The 19,075-nt window shown below is 67.2% G+C and carries 18 protein-coding genes; 6 read left to right on the top strand and 12 right to left on the bottom strand.

Annotated features, from left to right (window positions below):
• Window positions 1-21: 21 nt before the first annotated feature.
• The 4 genes from hsaB to hsaA are packed head-to-tail and all read right to left on the bottom strand — an operon-like array spanning window position 22 to window position 3,564.
• Entirely contained in the window at window positions 22-588 is a 567-nt protein-coding gene (gene hsaB, locus G154_RS06415; protein ID WP_019512555.1) for a 3-hydroxy-9,10-secoandrosta-1,3,5(10)-triene-9,17-dione monooxygenase reductase subunit, read from the bottom strand.
• A gap of 7 nt (window positions 589-595) precedes the next feature.
• Complete coding sequence (gene hsaC / locus G154_RS06410; protein ID WP_019512556.1) at window positions 596-1,495, bottom strand: iron-dependent extradiol dioxygenase HsaC; 900 nt, start codon at window positions 1,493-1,495, stop codon at window positions 596-598.
• A gap of 12 nt (window positions 1,496-1,507) precedes the next feature.
• Entirely contained in the window at window positions 1,508-2,380 is an 873-nt protein-coding gene (gene hsaD / locus G154_RS06405; RefSeq protein WP_019512557.1) for a 4,5:9,10-diseco-3-hydroxy-5,9,17-trioxoandrosta-1(10),2-diene-4-oate hydrolase, read from the bottom strand.
• Window positions 2,380-3,564, bottom strand: a complete 1,185-nt coding sequence (gene hsaA, locus G154_RS06400) for a 3-hydroxy-9,10-secoandrosta-1,3,5(10)-triene-9,17-dione monooxygenase oxygenase subunit (protein WP_019512558.1) — start codon at window positions 3,562-3,564, stop codon at window positions 2,380-2,382. The genes hsaD and hsaA overlap by 1 nt, the downstream gene beginning before the upstream one ends.
• 149 nt (window positions 3,565-3,713) lie before the next feature.
• On the opposite strand from hsaA, the gene G154_RS06395 reads away from it, so the two are divergent.
• Both G154_RS06395 and G154_RS06390 read left to right on the top strand, forming a co-directional pair.
• The gene (locus G154_RS06395) at window positions 3,714-4,769 is read left to right on the top strand and encodes a ferredoxin--NADP reductase (protein ID WP_019512559.1); all 1,056 of its coding nucleotides are present in this window, start codon (window positions 3,714-3,716) and stop codon (window positions 4,767-4,769) included.
• Window positions 4,770-4,800: 31 nt separating this feature from the next.
• Window positions 4,801-5,382, top strand: a complete 582-nt coding sequence (locus tag G154_RS06390) for a hypothetical protein (RefSeq protein ID WP_110807370.1) — start codon at window positions 4,801-4,803, stop codon at window positions 5,380-5,382.
• A gap of 47 nt (window positions 5,383-5,429) precedes the next feature.
• On the opposite strand, the gene G154_RS06385 is transcribed toward G154_RS06390, so the two are convergent.
• On the bottom strand, window positions 5,430-7,559 hold the full coding sequence (locus G154_RS06385; RefSeq protein ID WP_023986349.1) for an acyl-CoA dehydrogenase: 2,130 nt from the start codon (window positions 7,557-7,559) through the stop codon (window positions 5,430-5,432).
• 251 nt (window positions 7,560-7,810) lie between these two features.
• On the opposite strand from G154_RS06385, the gene kstR reads away from it, so the two are divergent.
• From kstR to G154_RS06370, 3 genes are read left to right on the top strand one after another with little or no spacing between them, the layout of a single operon-like run.
• Window positions 7,811-8,416 (top strand): cholesterol catabolism transcriptional regulator KstR, encoded by a 606-nt coding sequence (gene kstR / locus G154_RS06380; protein WP_162269047.1) that lies wholly within the window; start codon window positions 7,811-7,813, stop codon window positions 8,414-8,416.
• Window positions 8,417-8,419: 3 nt separating this feature from the next.
• Window positions 8,420-9,172 (top strand): trehalose-phosphatase, encoded by a 753-nt coding sequence (gene otsB / locus G154_RS06375; protein WP_019512563.1) that lies wholly within the window; start codon window positions 8,420-8,422, stop codon window positions 9,170-9,172.
• 48 nt (window positions 9,173-9,220) lie between these two features.
• The gene (locus tag G154_RS06370) at window positions 9,221-9,877 is read left to right on the top strand and encodes a bifunctional 2-polyprenyl-6-hydroxyphenol methylase/3-demethylubiquinol 3-O-methyltransferase UbiG (protein ID WP_019512564.1); all 657 of its coding nucleotides are present in this window, start codon (window positions 9,221-9,223) and stop codon (window positions 9,875-9,877) included.
• Here G154_RS06370 and G154_RS06365 read toward each other — a convergent pair.
• The 4 genes from G154_RS06365 to G154_RS06350 all read right to left on the bottom strand — a co-directional run bounded on the left by G154_RS06365 (window position 9,843) and on the right by G154_RS06350 (window position 13,663).
• Complete coding sequence (locus G154_RS06365; protein WP_023986352.1) at window positions 9,843-10,943, bottom strand: LacI family DNA-binding transcriptional regulator; 1,101 nt, start codon at window positions 10,941-10,943, stop codon at window positions 9,843-9,845. The two genes, G154_RS06370 and G154_RS06365, sit on opposite strands and share 35 nt — an antisense overlap.
• 64 nt (window positions 10,944-11,007) lie before the next feature.
• Window positions 11,008-11,865 (bottom strand): metal ABC transporter permease, encoded by an 858-nt coding sequence (locus tag G154_RS06360; protein ID WP_019512566.1) that lies wholly within the window; start codon window positions 11,863-11,865, stop codon window positions 11,008-11,010.
• Entirely contained in the window at window positions 11,862-12,629 is a 768-nt protein-coding gene (locus G154_RS06355; RefSeq protein WP_019512567.1) for a metal ABC transporter ATP-binding protein, read from the bottom strand. The genes G154_RS06360 and G154_RS06355 overlap by 4 nt, the downstream gene beginning before the upstream one ends.
• A complete protein-coding gene (locus G154_RS06350) occupies window positions 12,629-13,663 on the bottom strand; it encodes a metal ABC transporter solute-binding protein, Zn/Mn family (RefSeq protein ID WP_031601706.1) in 1,035 nt (344 codons plus the stop codon). Before G154_RS06350 ends, G154_RS06355 begins: the two co-directional genes overlap by 1 nt.
• A gap of 57 nt (window positions 13,664-13,720) precedes the next feature.
• On the opposite strand from G154_RS06350, the gene G154_RS06345 reads away from it, so the two are divergent.
• Window positions 13,721-14,857: a GTP-binding protein gene (locus G154_RS06345; protein ID WP_019512569.1), complete on the top strand. Its 1,137-nt coding sequence runs from the start codon at window positions 13,721-13,723 to the stop codon at window positions 14,855-14,857.
• Window positions 14,858-14,915: 58 nt separating this feature from the next.
• Here G154_RS06345 and aztD read toward each other — a convergent pair whose 3' ends face one another.
• From aztD to aztB, 3 genes are read right to left on the bottom strand one after another with little or no spacing between them, the layout of a single operon-like run.
• Complete coding sequence (aztD, locus tag G154_RS06340; protein ID WP_023986353.1) at window positions 14,916-16,121, bottom strand: zinc metallochaperone AztD; 1,206 nt, start codon at window positions 16,119-16,121, stop codon at window positions 14,916-14,918.
• A gap of 20 nt (window positions 16,122-16,141) precedes the next feature.
• Window positions 16,142-17,047: a zinc ABC transporter substrate-binding protein AztC gene (gene aztC / locus G154_RS06335; protein ID WP_019512571.1), complete on the bottom strand. Its 906-nt coding sequence runs from the start codon at window positions 17,045-17,047 to the stop codon at window positions 16,142-16,144.
• Window positions 17,044-19,032 carry a zinc ABC transporter permease AztB gene (aztB, locus tag G154_RS06330; protein WP_031601707.1) on the bottom strand — a complete coding sequence of 663 codons (1,989 nt, stop codon included), beginning with the start codon at window positions 19,030-19,032 and terminating at the stop codon, window positions 17,044-17,046. The genes aztC and aztB overlap by 4 nt, the downstream gene beginning before the upstream one ends.
• Window positions 19,033-19,075 lie beyond the last annotated feature (43 nt).

The following is a 19,075-nucleotide window of genomic DNA, read 5'->3' as shown; positions in this document are numbered from 1 at the left end:
AAGGCGAGCGAAGCGACGGGATTATAACCAGGTATCCGAGGTCGTGGTGGTCAGGAAGGCCTCCAGGTCGTCACGCCACTGGGCCGGGGTGTTCTTGTCCGGCTCGATCCCGGTGTACTGGCCGCGGTAGAACAGCAGCGGCCGCGGTTTGAGCGACGGTGGCTCCGACAACGAGTGCACCGCGCCGAACACCACGAAGTGGTCGCCGCCGTCATGCACAGAGGCGACGGTGCAGTCGATATGAGCCAAGCTGCCGTCGATGATCGGTGAGCCCAACGGCGATGCGGTCCAGTCGATCCCGGCAAACTTGTCCGGAGCCTTGGATCCGAACTGCGCGGAGACGTGTTGCTGATTCTCGTGCAGCATGTTCACGCAGAACCTGCCGCTGGCCTCGATGGCCTGCCAGGCCCTGGACTGTTTGGTCGGACAGAACAACACCAACGGTGGGTCCAGGGACAACGCCGCGAACGACTGGCAGGCGAAGCCGATGGGCACGTCATCGGCCGTGGTGGTGATGACGGTGACACCGGTGCAGAACTGCCCGAGCACATTCCGGAAGGCACGTGGATCGATGGCTTCGGCGGTCATGAGGCGACTACTTGAAGCCGACGCTGAAGTCGTGCCCCCACAGGCTGACCGCGGTGCTCTCCCGCGCAACCCAGTTCTGGTCCTCGACTTCCAATCCCTCGCAGCCGAATTCGATATCGAACCCGCCAGGAGTCTTGATGTAGAAGGACAGCATCTTGTCGTTGATGTGCCTGCCGAGGGTCGCCGACATCTTCACATTGCGGCGCAACGCCCGGTCCAGGCACAGTCCGACATCATCGGACTCCTCGACCTCGACCATCAGGTGCACGATGCCGGTGGGGTTGGGCATCGGCATGAATGCCAGCGCGTGGTGGCGCGGGTTGCAACCGTAGAAGCGCAGCCATACCGGGTCGCCGTCGGCGGGCCGGCCGGCGAGCTGGGGCGGCAGGCTCATCGAGTCGCGCAACCGGAAGCCCAGCACGTCCTGATAGAACGCCTGCGCCGCGGCATCGTCGTCACACGTGAGTACCACATGCCCGAGCCCCTGTTCACCGGTGACGAACTTGTGGCCATACGGGCTGACGAACCGACGGCCCAGGTACTGGGCCCCGTGGAAGGCCTCCAGGACGTTGCCTGCCGGATCGTTGAACCGGATCAATCCCTCGACGCGGCGCTCGGCACGCTCGTCGCGGGTGCCCTCGGCGTACTCGACGCCGGCCTTGGACAGTGTCTCGCGCAGCGCCTGCAGCGCAGGGGCGTCGGCAACCTCCCATCCGGAGATCAGCAGCCGGTCGTGCTCACCGGGCACGATGACCAGGCGCGCGGCAACCTCGTCCATCCGCAGATAGAGGGCACCGGGGGTGGACCCCTGACCCTCGACCATGCCGAGCACCTTCAGGGCGAACTCGCGCCACGCAGCCACATCGGTTGCCTCGATGCGCATGTACCCCAGCGACTTGATGCTCATGAAAGGGCCCTCCTAGCCCAGGAAATCAATGGTGAGCTTGTTGAATTCGTCGAACTTCTCGACCTGCGCCCAGTGCCCGCACTGCCCGAAGACATGCAGCTGCACGCGCGGGATCTGCTTGACCGCGACCAGCGCGCCGTCGAGCGGGTTCACCCGGTCCTCGCGGCCCCAGATCAGCAGCACCGGTTGGCGCAGCTTGTACACCTCGCGCCACATCATGCCGAGCTCGAAATCGGGACCCGCGAACGACTTTCCCATCGCTCGGGTGGCCGCCAGTGACTCCGGGGTGCTGGCGATCTTGAAGCGTTCCTCGACCAGTTCCGGGGTCACCAGCTTCTGGTCGAAGACCATGATCCTGATGAAGGCCTCGAGGTTCTCGCGGGTCGGCTCGAAGTTGAACTTCGCCAGCGCCTTGACGCCCTCGGTGGGATCGGGGGCGAACAGGTTCACCGACAATCCGCCGGGGCCCATCAGGATGAGCTTGCCCGCGCGGTCCGGGTAATCCAGCGCGAAGCGCACCGCGGTGCCGCCGCCGAGCGAATTGCCCAGCAGCGGAACACGTCCCGTGATCTCCAGCGTGTCGAGCAGGCCGCGCACCGCCTTGGCGCTGTAGCGGTTGTACTGCTCATGCTCGGTGTGCTTGTCCGACAGCCCGTAGCCGGGCTGGTCGATGGCCAACACGTGGTAGTGCTCGGCGAGTACGGCGATGTTGCGGCCGAAGTTCGACCAACTCGACGCACCCGGGCCGCCGCCGTGCAGCAGCACGATGGTCTGCGACGTCGGGTCGCCCGCCTCGTGGTAATGCAACCGCATGGCCAGGTCACCGGCCTGCACATCGGCGTACCGGGAAGTGGACTCGAAAGTGATCTCGGAAACCGCAGTCATCAGACCATCGTGTCCGCGGGCGGCAGACCGAACTCGTTGTTACCGAAGATCAGGTAGGCACGCTCGGGCTCGTTGGCGGCATGCACCCGGCCGGCATGGGCGTCTCGCCAGAACCGCTGCAGCGGAGCGCCGGTGACCAGCGCGGTGGCACCGGCCGACTCGAACAGCAGGTCGATCGAGGCGATGGCGCGCGCGGTCGCCCGCACCTGGTCACGACGCGCACGGGCGCGCAACTCGTAGGGAATCTCCTGGCCGGCCTGCAACAGGGCGTACTCGTCGCCGACGTTGCCGATCAGCTGACGCCAGGCCGCGTCGATATCGCTGGCGGCCTCGGCGATCCGCACCTTGGCGAACGGATCGTCCTTGGACTTCTCACCGGCGAAGGCGGCCCGGACACGCTTTCCCTGATGCTCGACATGCGCGGCATATGCGCCGTAGGCCATCCCGACGATAGGTGCCGAGATGGTGGTGGGATGCATGGTGCCCCACGGCATCTTGTAAACCGGTGCGGTGTTGTTCTGGTAGCCGCCCGCAGTGCCGTCGTTCATGGCCTTGTAGGACAGGAAACGGTGCGAGGGCACGAACACGTCCTTGACGACGACGGTGTTGCTGCCGGTGCCCTTGAGCCCGACGACATGCCAGACATCGTCGATCGTGTACTCGGTGCGCGGAATGAGGAAGCTGCCGAAATCGACCGGCCGGCCGTCCTTGATGACCGGACCGCCGAGGAAGGCCCAGGTGGCATGTTCGCTACCGGAGGACCACTGCCATGCTCCGCTGACCAGGTAACCACCGTCGACCACGGTACCTGCGCCCATCGGGGCATAGGAGGACGAGACGCGCACGGTCGGGTCGTCACCCCACACCTCGTCCTGGGCACGCTGGTCGAACAGCGCCAGATGCCAGTTGTGCACGCCGATGATCGAGCTGATCCAGCCGGTCGACCCGCATGCGCTGGCCAGCCGCCGGACCGCCTCGTAGAAGACCGTCGGATCGGCTTGCAGCCCGCCCCATTGCTCGGGCTGCAGCAGTTTGAAGAAGCCGACCTCGTCGAGTTCGTTGATGGTCTCGTAGGGAACCTGGCGCTGATCTTCGGCGATCTGGGCGCGTTCCCGCAGGTTCGGCAACAGATCGTCGATACCGCTCAGAACTGCCTGCACGTCACGCTGTTCAATGGACGTCACTGAATTGCCTCCTGGATCGAGATCCGTCACTAGCAAAAGATTAGAACACGTTACGATTTGTGTCGAGTAGCGCGCTCAATCAACGGCTGGACCTGCGCAACTGCAGTTTTGTAACATGTTCTAGTTATGAGGGAAATGAGGCCAGGCCTGTGACGGAGGAACCGCTCGGCAGCCATGTGCTGGAACTGGAGATCGCCGCCGTCGTCGAGGAGACCGCCGATGCCCGGTCGCTCGTGTTCGACATCCCGGCCGGCAGCGATATGCCCGCCGAGAGGTTGCGGTACTCGCCCGGCCAGTTCCTGACGCTGCGCGTGCCCAGCGAGCGGACCGGATCGGTGGCCCGCTGCTACTCCCTGTCGAGCTCGCCCGCACACGGCGAGAAGCTGACCGTGACCGTCAAGCGGACCGCCGACGGGTACGCGTCGAATTGGCTGTGCGACAACGCCCATCGCGGTATGCGCATGCATGTGCTGGCACCATCGGGCACCTTCGTCCCCACGACGCTGGACACCGACTTCCTGCTGTTGGCCGCGGGCAGCGGGATCACCCCGATGATGGCGATCTGTAAGTCCGCCCTCGCCGAGGGCTCCGGAAAGGTCGTCCTGGTCTACGCCAACCGTGACGAGAACTCGGTCATCTTCGCCGATGCGCTGCGTGAGTTGGCCGCCGCGCACCCGGACCGGCTGACGGTGATCCACTGGCTGGAGACCGTACAGGGGTTGCCCAACACCGATGCGCTGGCGACGCTGGTGCGACCGTTCGCCGCATATGAGGCATTCATCTGCGGGCCCGGCCCGTTCATGTCCGCCGCCGAAGCGGCGTGCAAGACCGTCGATGCCAGGCATATCCACATCGAGGTGTTCAAGTCGCTGGATTCCGACCCGTTCGCTCAGGTCGTCATAGACGTGGACGAAGACGACGACCGCGGCCCCGCGCAGGCGATCGTCGAACTCGACGGCACCACCCACGAGATCGAATGGCCGCGTAAGGCCAAGTTGCTCGATGTGCTGCTGAACAAGGGTCTGGACGCACCGTTCTCCTGCCGGGAGGGCCACTGCGGGGCGTGCGCGGTGCTGATGCGCAAGGGCGATGTCGAGATGGAGATCAACGATGTCCTGGAGCCGTCCGATCTCGACGAGGGCCTCATCCTGGCCTGCCAGGCTTTGCCGACATCGGATTCGGTGGAAGTCACCTACGACGAATAGTGCTCGGGCTAACGTGCAGACGAGCGGAGGGATGGCAGTGAAGAAGATTCTTGGTGCAACCGCGGTGGCGTGCGCTGTCCTGTCCGCCCTTTCCGTGCCGACGGCTTCGGCCGCCTCGAACACCGGGACGTCGTCGATACCTACGCCGCAGGGCATCGTCGAGATGCAGGTGACCGCCGACTGCCCGGGCACCGATGGCAAGTGCTTCTTCCGGACCCAGGCCAGCCTGCTGACCCCGACCGGACCCATCGGCCTGCCCCAGGACACCTGGGCCCGCCAGACCATCGTCCTCCGCAGCACGAATCGCAGCACCTGGCAGGAGGCCTGGTACAGCGCGCCGGCCGGTATGCCCAGGGAACTCAAGGGCGCCAACCACGACAACGTGCTGTCCAAGGCCTACAAGGCCAACAGCGACTACACCGTCTCGGTGACCTACTTCGGCGGCGGCCCGTTGCAACGCTTTGCCACTGACGGAGATTCGGTGCAGACCGATTGGCGATCCGGACGTCCCACCACCGACGGGGGTTTCGTCGTCTGCTCGGATATCCAGGTGGTGTTCGGCGGTGTCAACGTGACCACGCCGAAGGCCTGCGCCCAGACGACATTCGGCTGAGGTGTTCGGCCACCGGTCGGTGGTCCGGCTGGTGGCCGATTACCTGACTAGCGCGGCAACCCCAGCAGCCGCTCACCGGCGAGGGTGAGCAGGATCTGCTCGGTGCCCCCGGCGATGCTCAAGCAGCGGGTGTTGAGGAAGTACCGGACATCGGGCGAGTCGACGATGCCGCCACCGTCCTGGAACTCCATCGCCGCCTCGGCCAACCCCTGTCGATAACGCACGCCGATCAGCTTGCGCACGCTCGACGGAGCACCAGGATCATTGCCGCCCAACGCCATCCGCGCGATGAGCTGATCCAGCAGCGAACCGACCTGGGCCAGGGTGATCAGGGCACCGAGCCGATCGGCCTCGGCGCCGTCGAGCTCCCGGTCACCGATCACGGCAAGCAGATGCTCCATGCCCTTGTCCAGTGCCCCGCCGGTGGCGATGGCGACGCGCTCGTTGGCCAGCGTGGTACGGGCCAGCGGCCAGCCACCGTCCACCTCACCGACCACGCAGTCGTCGGGAACGAACAGGTCATCGAAGAAGACCTCGTTGAACAGGGCCTCACCGGTGATCTCGCGCAGCGGCCGGATATCGATACCCGGTGAGCTCATATCGACCAGGAAATAGGAGATGCCCTTGTGTTTCGGAGCGTCCGGGTTGGTCCGGGCCAGGCAGATGCCCCAGTTGGCGCGGTGCGCGTTGGAGGTCCACACCTTCTGTCCGGTCAGAGACCAGCCAGTGCGGCCATCCTTCTCCACACGAACGGCCTTGGTGCGCAACGCCGCCAGATCCGACCCCGCGCCGGGCTCGGAGAACAGCTGGCACCAGAAGATGTCGCCGTTGAGGGTGCCGGGGATGAACCGATCGATCTGTTCGGGCGTACCGGCGGCAAGGATCGTCGGAGCGGCCCACCAGCCGATCGAGATATCGGGGCGCGCCACCTCGGCAGCCGCCAGTTCCTCGTCGATCACCAACTGTTCGGCCGGGGTCGCGTCCCGCCCGTACGGCGTCGGCCAATGCGGGGCCAGCAGCCCGGATTCGGCGAGTGCCCGCCCTCGTTGGTCCTCGGGCAGCGCGGCGATGCGGGCGGCGGCCGCGGCGATCTCGGGACGGATGGCATCGGCATCAGCGGTGTCGACGTGCAGTTCGCGGCGCACGCCGGCACGGGTCAGTTCGACGACGCGACGCAACCAACGCGACCGGCCACCGAGGAACTGCGCGTTCGCATATGCCCGACGCAGGTACAGGTGCGCATCGTGCTCCCAGGTGATGCCGATCCCGCCGAGCACCTGGATGCAGTCGCGCGCGTTCAGCTTCGCGGCGTCGATACCGATGGCCGCCGCCACCGCCGCGGCGACGGACAGCTGGTCGGCGTCGTCACCGGCAGCGGCCGCGATCGCGTCGGCGGCGGCGACGGTGACCTGCTGGCTACGCAGCAGCATCTCCGCGCACATGTGTTTGACGGCCTGGAAGCTGCCGATCGGCTTGCCGAACTGTTCGCGCACCTTGGCGTACTCGTTGGCGGTGTTGAGCAGCCAGCGCGACAACCCGGCCAGCTCGGCCGCCAGCACAGTCGCCATCAGGTCGGTGACCCGCTGCGCCGAGGCATTCAGCTGCTGCGCCGGTGCCGATGTCAGCGTCACCCGGGCCAGCGGTCGGGAGAAGTCGGTGGCCTCCAGCGGGTCGATGGTCACCCCGTCGGAACTCGCGTCCACCAGGATCCAATGCTGCCCGGCAGGCAGGATGAGGACCCCGCCGGGATCGGCACCCAGCACGTGGGGCGCGGTGCCGGTGGCGGTACCGGAATCGACCGTGATGTCGGACGTCATGGCGATCCCGGCGCTGCGCTCCCCGGTGGCCAACGCCTCCAGGACGGCCGGATCATCGGCGACGAGGGTGGCAAGTGCGGTCCCCGCGACGGGTCCCGGGATCAGGCCGGCGGCCGCCTCGTCGATCATCGCGAGCAGATCCGCCACCGTGCTGCCGGCCCCGCCGTACTCCTCGGGCACCGCGACGCCGAATACCCCTAGTTCGGCGAAGCCGGCAAACGGCGTGCGCCAGGCCTGCGGATCGCCGAGTTCGACGTTGCGGATCGCGGTGATCGACCCAGAGCTCGGAACCCAGTCTCTGACCAGTTCACGGGCCGCGGCCTCATCCGATGTATCGGTCGGGACGGACAGCACAGACACCGGCTACTCCTCGCATAGGGTGAGAAGGCCGCGCTTCCCACTAGAACGTGTTCTAATAGTGCCAGCGTCCCAGCGTCAAGTCGACTGCCGTCGCAGCAGGACACGCCGCTGTGATCTATGCCGGGGAGGTGGTGGATCCGCATGCAGCTTGCGTATCGTTTTCCCGGCACACGCATCACGAAGGAGCCCGGCAGATGTCATCGCCAGCACAACCCGGATCGGGTTCTGATTCACCTCGACAGGTGATGGCCGTGGCCGTGCTGTCCGAATCCGAACTCGGGTCCGAGGCCCAGCGGGAACGACGTAAGCGCATCCTGGATGCCACCCTGGCCATCGCCTCCAAGGGCGGCTACGAGGCGGTCCAGATGCGTGCGGTGGCCGAACGCGCCGATGTCGCGGTGGGCACCCTGTACCGCTACTTCCCGTCGAAGGTGCACCTGTTGGTGTCGGCCCTGGGCCGGGAGTTCGAGCGCATCGATGCCAAATCCGACCGTGCCACGCTCACCGGCGGAACACCCTACGAGCGCCTCAACGTGATGGTGGGCAGGCTGAACCGCTCCATGCAGCGCAATCCGCTGCTCACCGAGGCCATGACCCGCGCCTTCGTCTTCGCCGATGCCTCGGCGGCCGGTGAGGTCGACCATGTCGGGAAACTCATGGACTCGATGTTCGCCCGCGCGATGAGCGAAGGCGAGCCCACCGAGGACCAGTACCACATCGCCAGGGTGATCTCCGATGTCTGGCTGTCCAATCTGCTGGCCTGGCTGACCCGCCGCGCCTCGGCCACCGATGTCGCCAAGCGCCTGGATCTCGCGGTCCGGCTCCTGATCGGGGACGGCGAACAACCTAAGGTGTGAGGGGTGTTCGACACCGGTCTGCAGCGCGCCCTCATCGAGACCGCCGGCACCGCCCGCCTGCTGGTCACCTCCGACTTCGACGGCACACTCGCGCCGATAGTCGCCGATCCCGCCGATGCCCGACCTCTCCCGGAGGCGGCCGCCGCGCTCGAGACACTGGCGGCACTTCCCGATACCGACGCGGCCCTGATCTCCGGACGCGAACTCGCGGTGTTGCGCGAGCTGTCCTCCGCGTCACCCGCCGTGCACGCGGTCGGTAGCCACGGTGCCGAGTTCGACACCGGATTCGTCCACGATATCGACACCGTGCTGCTGGCCGAGATCATCGCAACACTGCGTTCCATCGCCGAGAACCGGCCGGGGATAGCGGTGGAGACCAAACCGGCCAGCGTCGCGCTGCACGTCCGCAACGCATCCGCCTCCGACGGCGAGGCGGCACTCGCCGCGGCCCACGAAGCGGCCGCGGCGTGGGATGCGCATCTGACCGAAGGTAAGGCCGTCCTCGAGTTCGCGGTGATCGTCACCGACAAGGGCGAGGCGCTCGACGTGCTGCGCGACCGTTGTGCCGCAACGGCTGTGGTGTTCCTCGGCGATGACGTCACCGACGAGAAGGCGTTCCGGCGGATGCGCAAAGGCGATATCGGGGTCAAGGTCGGCCCCGGCGAAAGCCTGGCCGAATTCCGGGTCGAGTCCCCCACCGACGTCGCCGCGGTACTGGGCGCGCTCGCCGCGGAACGCACTCGTCGACTTGCCTGATCAGCAATACTGTTTGCGCAACTGGCGTCCGGTGGCCAGCCTGGTGGAATGACCGAAACACCACATTCTGCACAGGTTTTCGACGAATGGGACGAGCGCTACACCGCCTTCCTGGACAGACTGCCGGCGCATCGCCCCAATCCCGTCGTCGTCGCCGAGGCTGCCGGGCTCCCGGCCGGCTCGGCCTTGGACATCGGCTGCGGACTCGGCGCCGATGCGGTGTGGCTAGCCGGCCAGGGCTGGCAAGTGACCGCACTGGACGTCTCCCAGGTGGCGCTCGAGCAGGCGGCCGCGGCGGCCGCGACCGCCGGCGTGCACGTTCGGTGGTTACGAAACCGGCTGGAGGACATGCAGATCCCAGCCGGAGGTTTCGACCTGGTGAGTGCGCATTATCCGGCGCTGCTGCACACACCGGACGGCGCGGCGGGAAGGGCGCTGCTCTCGGCAGTGGCCCCAGGAGGGACGCTGCTGGTGGTCCATCACGCCGATATCGACGTCGAGTTGGCCAAATCGCACGGTTTCGATCCGGCGATGTATCTGCTCCACGACGATGTCCGCGCACTGTTCGACGACCGTTGGGAGGTGCGCGTCGAGCGTGGCCGACGTCGCGAGATTCCGGCGGGTGCGGACGGCCAGCACACCCATGACGACATCATCGTGGCGCGACTGGTCAGCCCGGCGGACCCGACGTCCGGCCGCGGATGACCTCGGTCTCGAGCATCTCGACCACCGGTAGGCCAGAACGCGGCGGGTGATGCAGCAGTTCGCCGGCGCGGCGGCCCTTCTCGATACCCGGCTGCGAGACCGTTGTCAGCCCCCGGGCCAGCGCCTCGGGGACTCCGTCGAAACCGGTCACGGTCAGCTGTCCGGGCACGAAGATCCCCCGCGCACGGAGGTGATCCATCGCCGAGAGGGCCAGCACGTCCGCGGTGCACATCAGCGCGGTGATGCGCGGATTCGCGGCCAGCGCCACCTCGGCGGCGGCCCCACCGGAGCCGGGAAGGTGCTCATAGCTCTCGACGACGGTGAGGGAAGCCGGATCCAGACCGGCGGCCGCCATCGCGTCGTACACCCCGTGCACGCGCTCACACTGCACGTGAAAGTGCGGTGAGTTCAGCCGTTCCGGGTCGGCGACCATCGGCGCGGTGGTTTCCAGCGGCCACTCCCGACCGAGTCGCATTGTCAGCAGGCCGATCTCCCGATGCCCCAGCCCGATCACATACTCGGCAAGTTGCCGCATCGCGGCGCGGTCGTCGATGCCGACCCGCGAAGCACCCGGTACGTCGACCGGCTGGTCGACGATGACGATGGGCAGCTGACGCTGCAGCAGTACCGGAAGATAGGGATCGTCATCGGAGGCCGAGTACACCACGAATCCGTCGACTCCGGCCGACAACACCGCCGCGGTCCCGTCTTCGACGCTGCGGTTGGGGCCGACCGCGATGAGCAGCAGGCCCTGGCCGGCGACCTCACACGATTCGGCAAGACCGGCAACGAAATCCAGCGCTGCCGGATCGCTGAACGAGTAGTTCAACGGCTCGGTGATCATCAGGCCGACCGCGCCGGCACGCCGGGTCCGCAACGAGCGCGCCACCGGGTCGGGGCCCGGGTAGCCGAGTTCCTTGGCCGCGGCCAGGACCCGCTCACGCAGATCGGCCGACAGTTGGTCGGGCCGGTTGTAGGCGTTGGAGACGGTGGTGCGCGAGACGTTGAGTTCGGCGGCCAACGAAGCCAGCGTCGCCCGCCTCCGCGGACCCGGACTTCGGGACATGCCTCATGAGGCTAGCGGATAGCCGGTGCCGCGACCGCCGAGAGATCCTCCGGCGCGCTGTGTGTCAACGATGCGAGGGTTCCCGGTTCGTTATCCGGCTACCGGTCCAGACCACGAGCCAGATCAGACAGGCGACGGTCACGATCACGAAACTGGGCGGCAGATTGAACACCGCGGAGACGCCGAGGCCGAGCCACACCGAGGCCAGGCTGATACCCGTCGAGATCGCCATGGCCGCCAACGGCTGTGCCGTCAGCATGATCGCGGTGGCCGCCGGTGTCACGATGAGCGCGAAGAGCAGCAGCGTGCCGACGGCCTGCACCGCCATCGTCACCGCGACCCCCAACAGCGCCATGAAGAGCACCGACAGCAACCGCACCGGCACCCCCTTCGCCTCGGCCACCTGCGGATTGACCGAGGCGAACAACAGCGGACGGTAGATCACGACCACCGCCACGGCGATCGCGGCCAGCAGGGCGGCGAAGGTGAGCAGCTGCTCGTGGGTGATGGCCAGCAGGTTGCCGAACAGCACATTGGTCAACGTCGAGGAATTCTTGGTCGCCAGCGAGTTGAAGAACAACCCGAAGGCGGTGGCCAGTGCCAGCACGGTGCCGGTGGTCACCTCGCGGTCACCGGCGCGTTTGCCCATCGCACCGATGACCAGCGCTCCGCCGACACAGAAGACACCCAGCCCGAGCCCCGCCGGAAGCCCGAGCAGGACGGCACCGGTGGCACCGGGAAGACCGATATGGGCCAGCGCGTGGGCGGCGAAGGCCGTATTGCGCACGATGATGAAGTACCCGATCAGGCCCGCCGCCAGCGCGACGAGGGTGCCGCCGATCAATGCGTTGCGCATGAACGCCGAAGACAGGATGTCCCACCAGTTCTGCTGGTAGCCCAGCGCGAGGATGCTCGTCGTCATTCCCCGCTCCTCATGTACATCCGGCCCTGCAGGGTGTTGGCCACCTGGATCCGGGTGCCGTACAGGTGGGTCAGCAGGTCGGCGTCGATGACGTCGTCGATCGGGGCGTGATGGGCGTGCCCGTCGAGCAGGTAGATCGCACTGCTCAGCACCGACAGCAGCGGGTTGAGGTCGTGCGCGACAACGAGAATCGTCACCGCGAATTCTGCGTTGAGCCGGGCCAGCAACGCCACGATCTCGTGCTGATTGCGCAGGTCGAGCGCGGCCAGCGGTTCGTCGAGGATCAGCAATCGTGGACGGGACACCAGGGCGTTGGCCAGCGCGATGCGCTGGCGCTGCCCACCGGAGAGCTGCGACACCCGGCGGTCGGCGAAATCGTCGGCCTCGACGGCGCTCAGTGCCTCTTCGACCGCGGACCGGTCAGCCCGCGTGGTGCGGTGCACACCCCAGCGGCTGCCGGTCAGGCCCAGCGTCACGGCGTCACGGGCGCGGATCGCCTCCCCGGCGCCCGCCACGTAATCCTGTGGTACATAACCGATCACGTCGTTGTTGACGCCCGGCTTGGCGCCCAGCACGCGGATCGTGCCGGATGCCACGGGCAGCAACCCGAGGATCGCCGACAGCATGGTCGACTTGCCGGACCCGTTGGGCCCGATGAGGGCGACGATGCCGCCGGTCGGGATGGCGAAGCTGCCCTCGGACCAGATGAGCCGCCCGCCGCGGACGACGCTCACATCATCGAAGACGAGCGCGGGTTCGGACACTAGGTTGCGATGCCGAGAGCCTCGGCGAGGGCGGTGAGTTGGTTCACCTGCCAAGCCTCGAACGTCTCGGCGCCCGGCGCAATCGTTTCGGTGACATTCACCACCGGCACTCCGGCGGCCTCGGCGGCGGCGCGCACCTGCTCGGGCACCGAACCTTCGGTCTGGGTGTTGTAGATCAAGACATCGACACCCCGGTCGCCGAGCAGCCGCAGGAAGGCGTCGAGATCGGCCGGGGACGGATCGGTCTCGTTCGACGAGGCCACCTGGTAGCCCTGCGGGGTGCGATTCTGCAGCCCGAGGGTGGCGGCCATATCGTCGAAGAGGCTTTCGGTGGCCGCGTAGCTCTTGCCCGCGGCTCCGGCCTTGATCTTGTCGATGAGGGCGCGGTAGGGCTGCAGGGAGTCGGTGAACTCGGCCTGCTTACCTGCGAAATACTCGCCGGCGGCCGGGGCCAGTTCGGTGAGCCTGGCGGTGACCGCCGCAGCGACATCGGTCACCGCGACGGGGCTGTACCAGGCGTGCGGATTGGCGCCGTCGCCATGATCGTGACCCTCGTGACCGGGCTGCTCGTGTCCGGGCTCGTCGTGACCGGCGCCGTCGTGATCGTGACCCTCGTGGTCACCGCCGAGTATGTCGATGGCATTCACCACGGGCGCGTCGGGCGCCGTGCTCTGCGCGAGCTTGGTGGCCCACTCGTCGTAGTGCCCGCCGTTGACGACGACCAGTTGCGCGCCCTGGAAATCCGCGGCGTCCGAGGGCGCCGGTTCGAAGTCGTGCGGGTCCACCGACGAGCCGGCCAACACGGTGGTGACCTGCGCGCACGCGCCGCCGAGGGCCGAGACGATCTGCCCCCATTGGTCCACGCTGACGACCACCCGAACCGGGGTCGTCGGGCAAGCCCCGGTTGCCGCCGGCGATGCCGCCGGGGTCTGGTCACCGGAGCCACAGGCGGCCAGGGCGAACGGGAGTGCCAGCGCGATGGCGGCAAGCATGCGGGGCGTGTGCGTCACAGCGATAACGATAACCGTTTGCATTAATCGCCGTCGAATCGGAGGATACTTTATTGATAATCATTTTCATTAAGGAGTGACATGTCAGCCCCGTTACCCGTCACCGTCCTGTCCGGCTTCCTCGGCGCAGGCAAGACGACCCTGCTCAACCACATCCTGGCCAACCGCGACGGACTCCGCGTGGCGGTCATCGTCAACGACATGAGCGAGGTCAACATCGATGCCGCCCTGATCGCCGGACAGGGCCACCTCGAGCGGTCCGAGGAGAAGCTGGTCGAACTGACCAACGGCTGCATCTGCTGCACCCTGCGCGAGGACCTGGTCGAGGCCGTCGGTGCCCTCGCCCGGCAGAACCGGTTCGACCACCTGGTCATCGAATCCACCGGGATCTCCGAACCCATGCCGGTCGCGGCCACCTTCGAGTGGGAGTTCGAGGACGGGTTCCAGCTCGGGCGGCTGGCCAAGCTCGACACCCTGGTGACCGTGGTGGACGCGTCGACCTTCCTGACCGAGGTGGTGCGTGGCGAGGGTCTGGCCGAGCGTGACCTGGCCGCCGGCGAGGGTGATGCCCGCAGCATCGCCGACCTGCTGACCGACCAGGTCGAGTTCGCCGATGTCATCCTGCTCAACAAGACCGACCTGGTGACGCCGGCGACCCTCGACACGGTGCAGACGCTGCTGCGCAGGCTCAATCCGACCGCGAAACTGATCCGCACCGATCACGGTGTGGTGGACATCTCCGAGGTGGTCGGCACCGGGCTTTTCGATCCCGAGGCCGCCGCCGCGACCCCGGGCTGGGACGAGGAGATCGCCGACGGCCACACCCCGGAGACCGAGGAGTACGGCATCAGCTCGATGACCTTCCGCTCCGACCGGCCGTTCCACCCCCAGCGTCTCGGCAATGCGCTGGGTCAGGTGACGCGGGTGTTGCGGAGCAAGGGTTTCTGCTGGATCGCCAGCCGGCCCACCATAGCCGCCATCTGGTCGCAGGCCGGTCCGAACCTGGTGATCGAACCCGCCCAGTACTGGTCGGGCACCGAGATCGCAGCGGGCCAGGAGATTGTGTTCATCGGCATCAAGCTCGACCGTGACAAGGTCACCGAGCTGCTCGGCGCGGCGCTGCTGACCGATGCCGAACTGGCCGCCGGACCGGACGCCTGGCGTGACTACCCCGATCCACTGCCGGCGTGGACCGTCGCACAACAGCATTCGCACTGAACAACAGCCGAACGGCCCGGCGGGAAGTAACCCGCCGGGCCGTTCTGCACGCTGGGGATCAGTGGTCGTGGCCGACCGCCCCGCTCAGCTCGTTGGGCGTCTGCTCCAACGTGACCGATTCGGTGACGGTGCCACCGGCCAGATCGACCAGGTGGATCTGCTTGGTCGCCGGATCGGAGACGTACACGGCGTCCCCTCGGGTGAATACGGCCGGAGCGGGCTGCTGCCAGTCGTCGGGCTCGGTCCAAGGCCCGGTCACGGCGATCGATTTCACCAGGTCGCCGGTGACGGGGTCGAAGACGTGCAGCTTGCCGTCGGTGCCCATGATCAGCGCCTCGGCCTGCGGGCCGCGCCCGAGTGACCGGAACCAGTAGCTGACCCCGGCCGGCAGCCGGACGATCTTCATCTGATCGGAGACGGTATCGATGAGTGCGAACTGCTCGGGGCGCTCATGTTCGGCATCGGCGTCGATCTTCATGTCTCCCAACACCACCGGCGAGTCCTCGTGACCACGGGTGTTGCCGACCCGGCCATAGGGTGTCGGGCTGGCGATCTTGGTGAATCGGCCGTCGGCGAACGTGATCACGCCGTTCTCGCAACCCAGGATCACCACCTCGTCGGCCGCTACCGCCTCACCGTGCACGCCCGGGCAGTCCTGGTTGCCTGCGATCTCCCGATCCCCCTGCAGCGCAACGGCACCGGTCCTGGTATCTGGGTTGCCCCTGGTCTCCAGAAGTGTGCCGTCCGAGAGGATCACCGCGACGCCATGGTGCGGCTCCGGCGTCGTGAAGGTCCGTGTCGGCGGCAGGCCGCCCTTCTCCAGATCGTGCGGGTCGAAGGCGATGATCTCACCGGTACCGTCGTCGAACAGGACGGTGTTCTCCCCATGGGGGGTGACGTGACCGGCATCGACGGCGGGGAAGGAGTCCTCGGTCAGCCGGCCGCTCGCCGCATCGAGAATTCGGAAGCCCGCACTGGTGGTGACCAGGACATGCGCGCTGTCGCCGGCCGGGTTGACGCGCAGGAATCCGTCGAGCGGAATGTCCTGTTTGACTTCCAGTGTGCGTCCATCGAGCACATAGAGCCCGCCGTCATACGTGGTGACCAGCGGCTCGACGATCGGCACATTCGCCGCGGCCGACTCCGAGGCGCCGCTGGACGTGGCGGGGCCGCCTGCATTGTCGGCGCCGGATGAGCATGCTGTGAGCGCAGCCGCCGCACACGTCACGGCTCCGACGCGGTACATCCACCGCGAGTGGGACATTTTCGCTCCTTTTCTGGCTGCTATCGCAGGCCGGTGACGATGGCGTCGGTGTTGGCGCGCATCATGTCCAGATAGGTGGCACCCGGAGTACCTGGTGCAGAGAGGGATTCGCTGTAGAGCCCGATGATGCGCACGCGCACGCCGGCGTCCTCGGCCAGCACGCGAGCGAGTTTGTCCGGCTGAGACGAATCCACGAAGATCGCAGGCACCCGGGCGTCCTCGATGGCACCCACCAGCGACTGCAGATCCGACGGACTGGGGGCGGCCAGGGTGGTTCCGCTGGGCACCACTGCGCCGATGACCTGGAAACCGAACCGCTGCGCCAGGTATCCGAGCACATGGTGGTTGGTGACCAGCTTGCGGCGATCGGCCTGCAGCGTCGCGAACGCGTCCAGCATGTACCGGTCGAGTGCGCGCAGCTGCTCGCGATAGGCATCGGCGTTGCGGGACAGCGCCTCCCGGTCGATACCGGCGACGTCTCGCAGCAAGGCCTGTTCGATGACGTCGACGGCGGTGACCATGCGTTGCGGATCCGTCCAGAAGTGCGGGTCCGGCGTGCCTGCGCTCTCTCCGTCGGTATAGCGGATCGGGTCGATGTGCTCACCGACCGCGATCGTCGAGGCACCCTGGGCGGCCGCGGTTTCCACGTTTCGGACGAGATTCTCTTCCAGGCCCAGACCGTTGTGGACGATCAGCGCGGCATCGTTCATGGCGGCGGCGTCCTGGGCGGAGATCCCGAAGGAGTGCGGGTCGGCGCCCGCGTGCATGAGCACCCGGACAGGTGCGGTATCGCCGACGATATTGCGCACGACATCGCCGAGGATGTTCGTGGTGACCACGATGGCACCACGACCAGTGGACTGGCCGCCGCACCCGGCGATCAACACCCCGACGAGGGTCAGCAGCAGCGTGAGGAGGCGCCTCACCGACCGGCCTCCACCATCAGACCCGGACTCACGTCGGTCCGCAAGGTGCGCGCGATCCGCAACCCGTCGGCATAGTCGATCTCGTACACCTCATGCGCGTCGGCATTGTTGACATACGCGCGATCGGAATCGATCTCGATCACCGGCTGGAGCCCCGATCGGGAGACTCCGTCGGCAAACAGGGGAATCCGAGCCGTCTCTGCGCGGGTCGTCGCGTCGTGCGCACTGAGTGCACCGTCGCGGTGCAACACCAGGATGGTGCCGTCACCGGCGGTGTTCGCCGCCACCGCGTCGGCGATCGGCAGCACCGTCCACTCCCGTTGCCTGCTGTCGAGCATCCAGACCGTCCCGTCGGCGACACCGGCGACGACATCGGCGCGGGCTCGGTGCTGCATGCGCGTGGGTCGTTGCGCCGGCGCGTCGGCCGGGTACGGGGCGACCGTCACGGTCAGGTTCTTCTCGCCACCGGTGATCCGGATGGCGCCGCCGGCACATCCGAACAGCACGGCGCGCCGGGTGGGCACGGCCCACGAGGCCTGTCGGCACGCACCCGGGACCGCGACGCTGCCGCCCGCATCGGTGACCCAGATCCGGCCGTCGGTGGTGACGGTGACCACCCGAGCGCCGTACGGCGCCACCGCGGCGGCGTCGGCCGGCAGTTCCAACGGCGATTGCTGCACTGACTTCTGGCCGAGCGGCTCACGCATCAGCAGTTGCGTCGCACCGGCTTCGGAGCGGACGGCGACCGTCGAGTTGCTCGCGGCGACGGAGGCCACCGGCACGTCCAGCGTCGCCACCTGGGCAGGGGTGCCTGCGAAGTAGTGGTAGTGATCGCCGTGATCGAAAGTCCATGCGCCGGAATCGATCACCGTGGTCCGCGTACCGGTCCGCAGATAGGCGAAGCGGCTGTCACCGGCCACCGCGTCGACGGGTCCATAGGCGCCTATGCGTGTCTCGGCCTCGTTGACGGCATCGTAGACCGACACCTCGCCGGTCGACGGATCGACGAGGACCAGTTTGGTGAGCGGTCCGTCGGCCTCCCTGGCGCCGTCCTCGACGGTGACCCCATCCGCCGTCGCGGCCGACGGCGTGGACTCCGGTGTCGTGGTGTCCGTGGCACAACCGGTGATGACGCAACCGACCGCCGTGACGGCCGCGGCCGTCACCCAGCGGGCGCGCAACCGGGTGAGCAGCGCCGAGGCGAAGAACAGCAGTACCGCCACCGCGGCGATGGTGGCGCCGCCCGCGGTGCCGGCGTGCCAGGAGATGAGCAGGCCGAGGTAGACCGCGACCGTACCGAGTACGGCCGCGAGCGCCATGATGCGCGGGATCGAGCGTGCCCACAGCAGGGCCGCGGCCGGTGGTGCCACCAGCAGCCCGAGCACCAGCAGTGTGCCCACGACATGGAAGGAGGCCACCATCGCCACCGCCATCAATACGGTCAGCACCGGAATCGCCAGGTTCGGGCGCAGCCTCAGCGTCGCGGCCTTACGCGGATCGAAGGTGACCGCCACGAAGGCGCGGTGTCCGATGACCACCGCGATGAGCGTCAGCACCAGCGCCGTACCCAGGATCAGCAGATCGGTTGCCCGGACGGCGAATACATCGCCGAACAGGAAGCCGGTGAGGTCGACGGCGAAGCTCTGCGACCGCGACACCACGATGACGCCGAGTGCGAGCATGCCTACCAGCAGCAGTCCGATGCCGGTATCCGAGGACAGCCTCGGCGACCGGCCGATCGCGGCCACCCCGACGGCCATGACAAGTGCGGCGACCAACCCGCCGGCCATCAGGCTGACACCGAGCAATGCCGCGATGGCCACCCCCGGCAGCATGCCGTGTGTCATGGCCTCCCCCAAGAAGACGCTGCGCCGCAACAAAACCCAGCATCCGACCAAGGAGCACAGCCACGCGGCGATGAATCCGGCGACCAGCGCCCGCAATACCATCTCCGCCTGGAAGGGTTCTGTGAGCCAGGACGTCATGCCGTACACTACTATCAGTAATGACTATCATTTTCAATAAGGT

The sequence above is a fragment of the Mycobacterium sp. VKM Ac-1816D genome (assembly GCF_000416385.1).
Lineage (GTDB): Bacteria > Actinomycetota > Actinomycetes > Mycobacteriales > Mycobacteriaceae > Mycobacterium > Mycobacterium neoaurum_A.
This window is presented reverse-complemented; position numbering and strand designations above follow the sequence as displayed.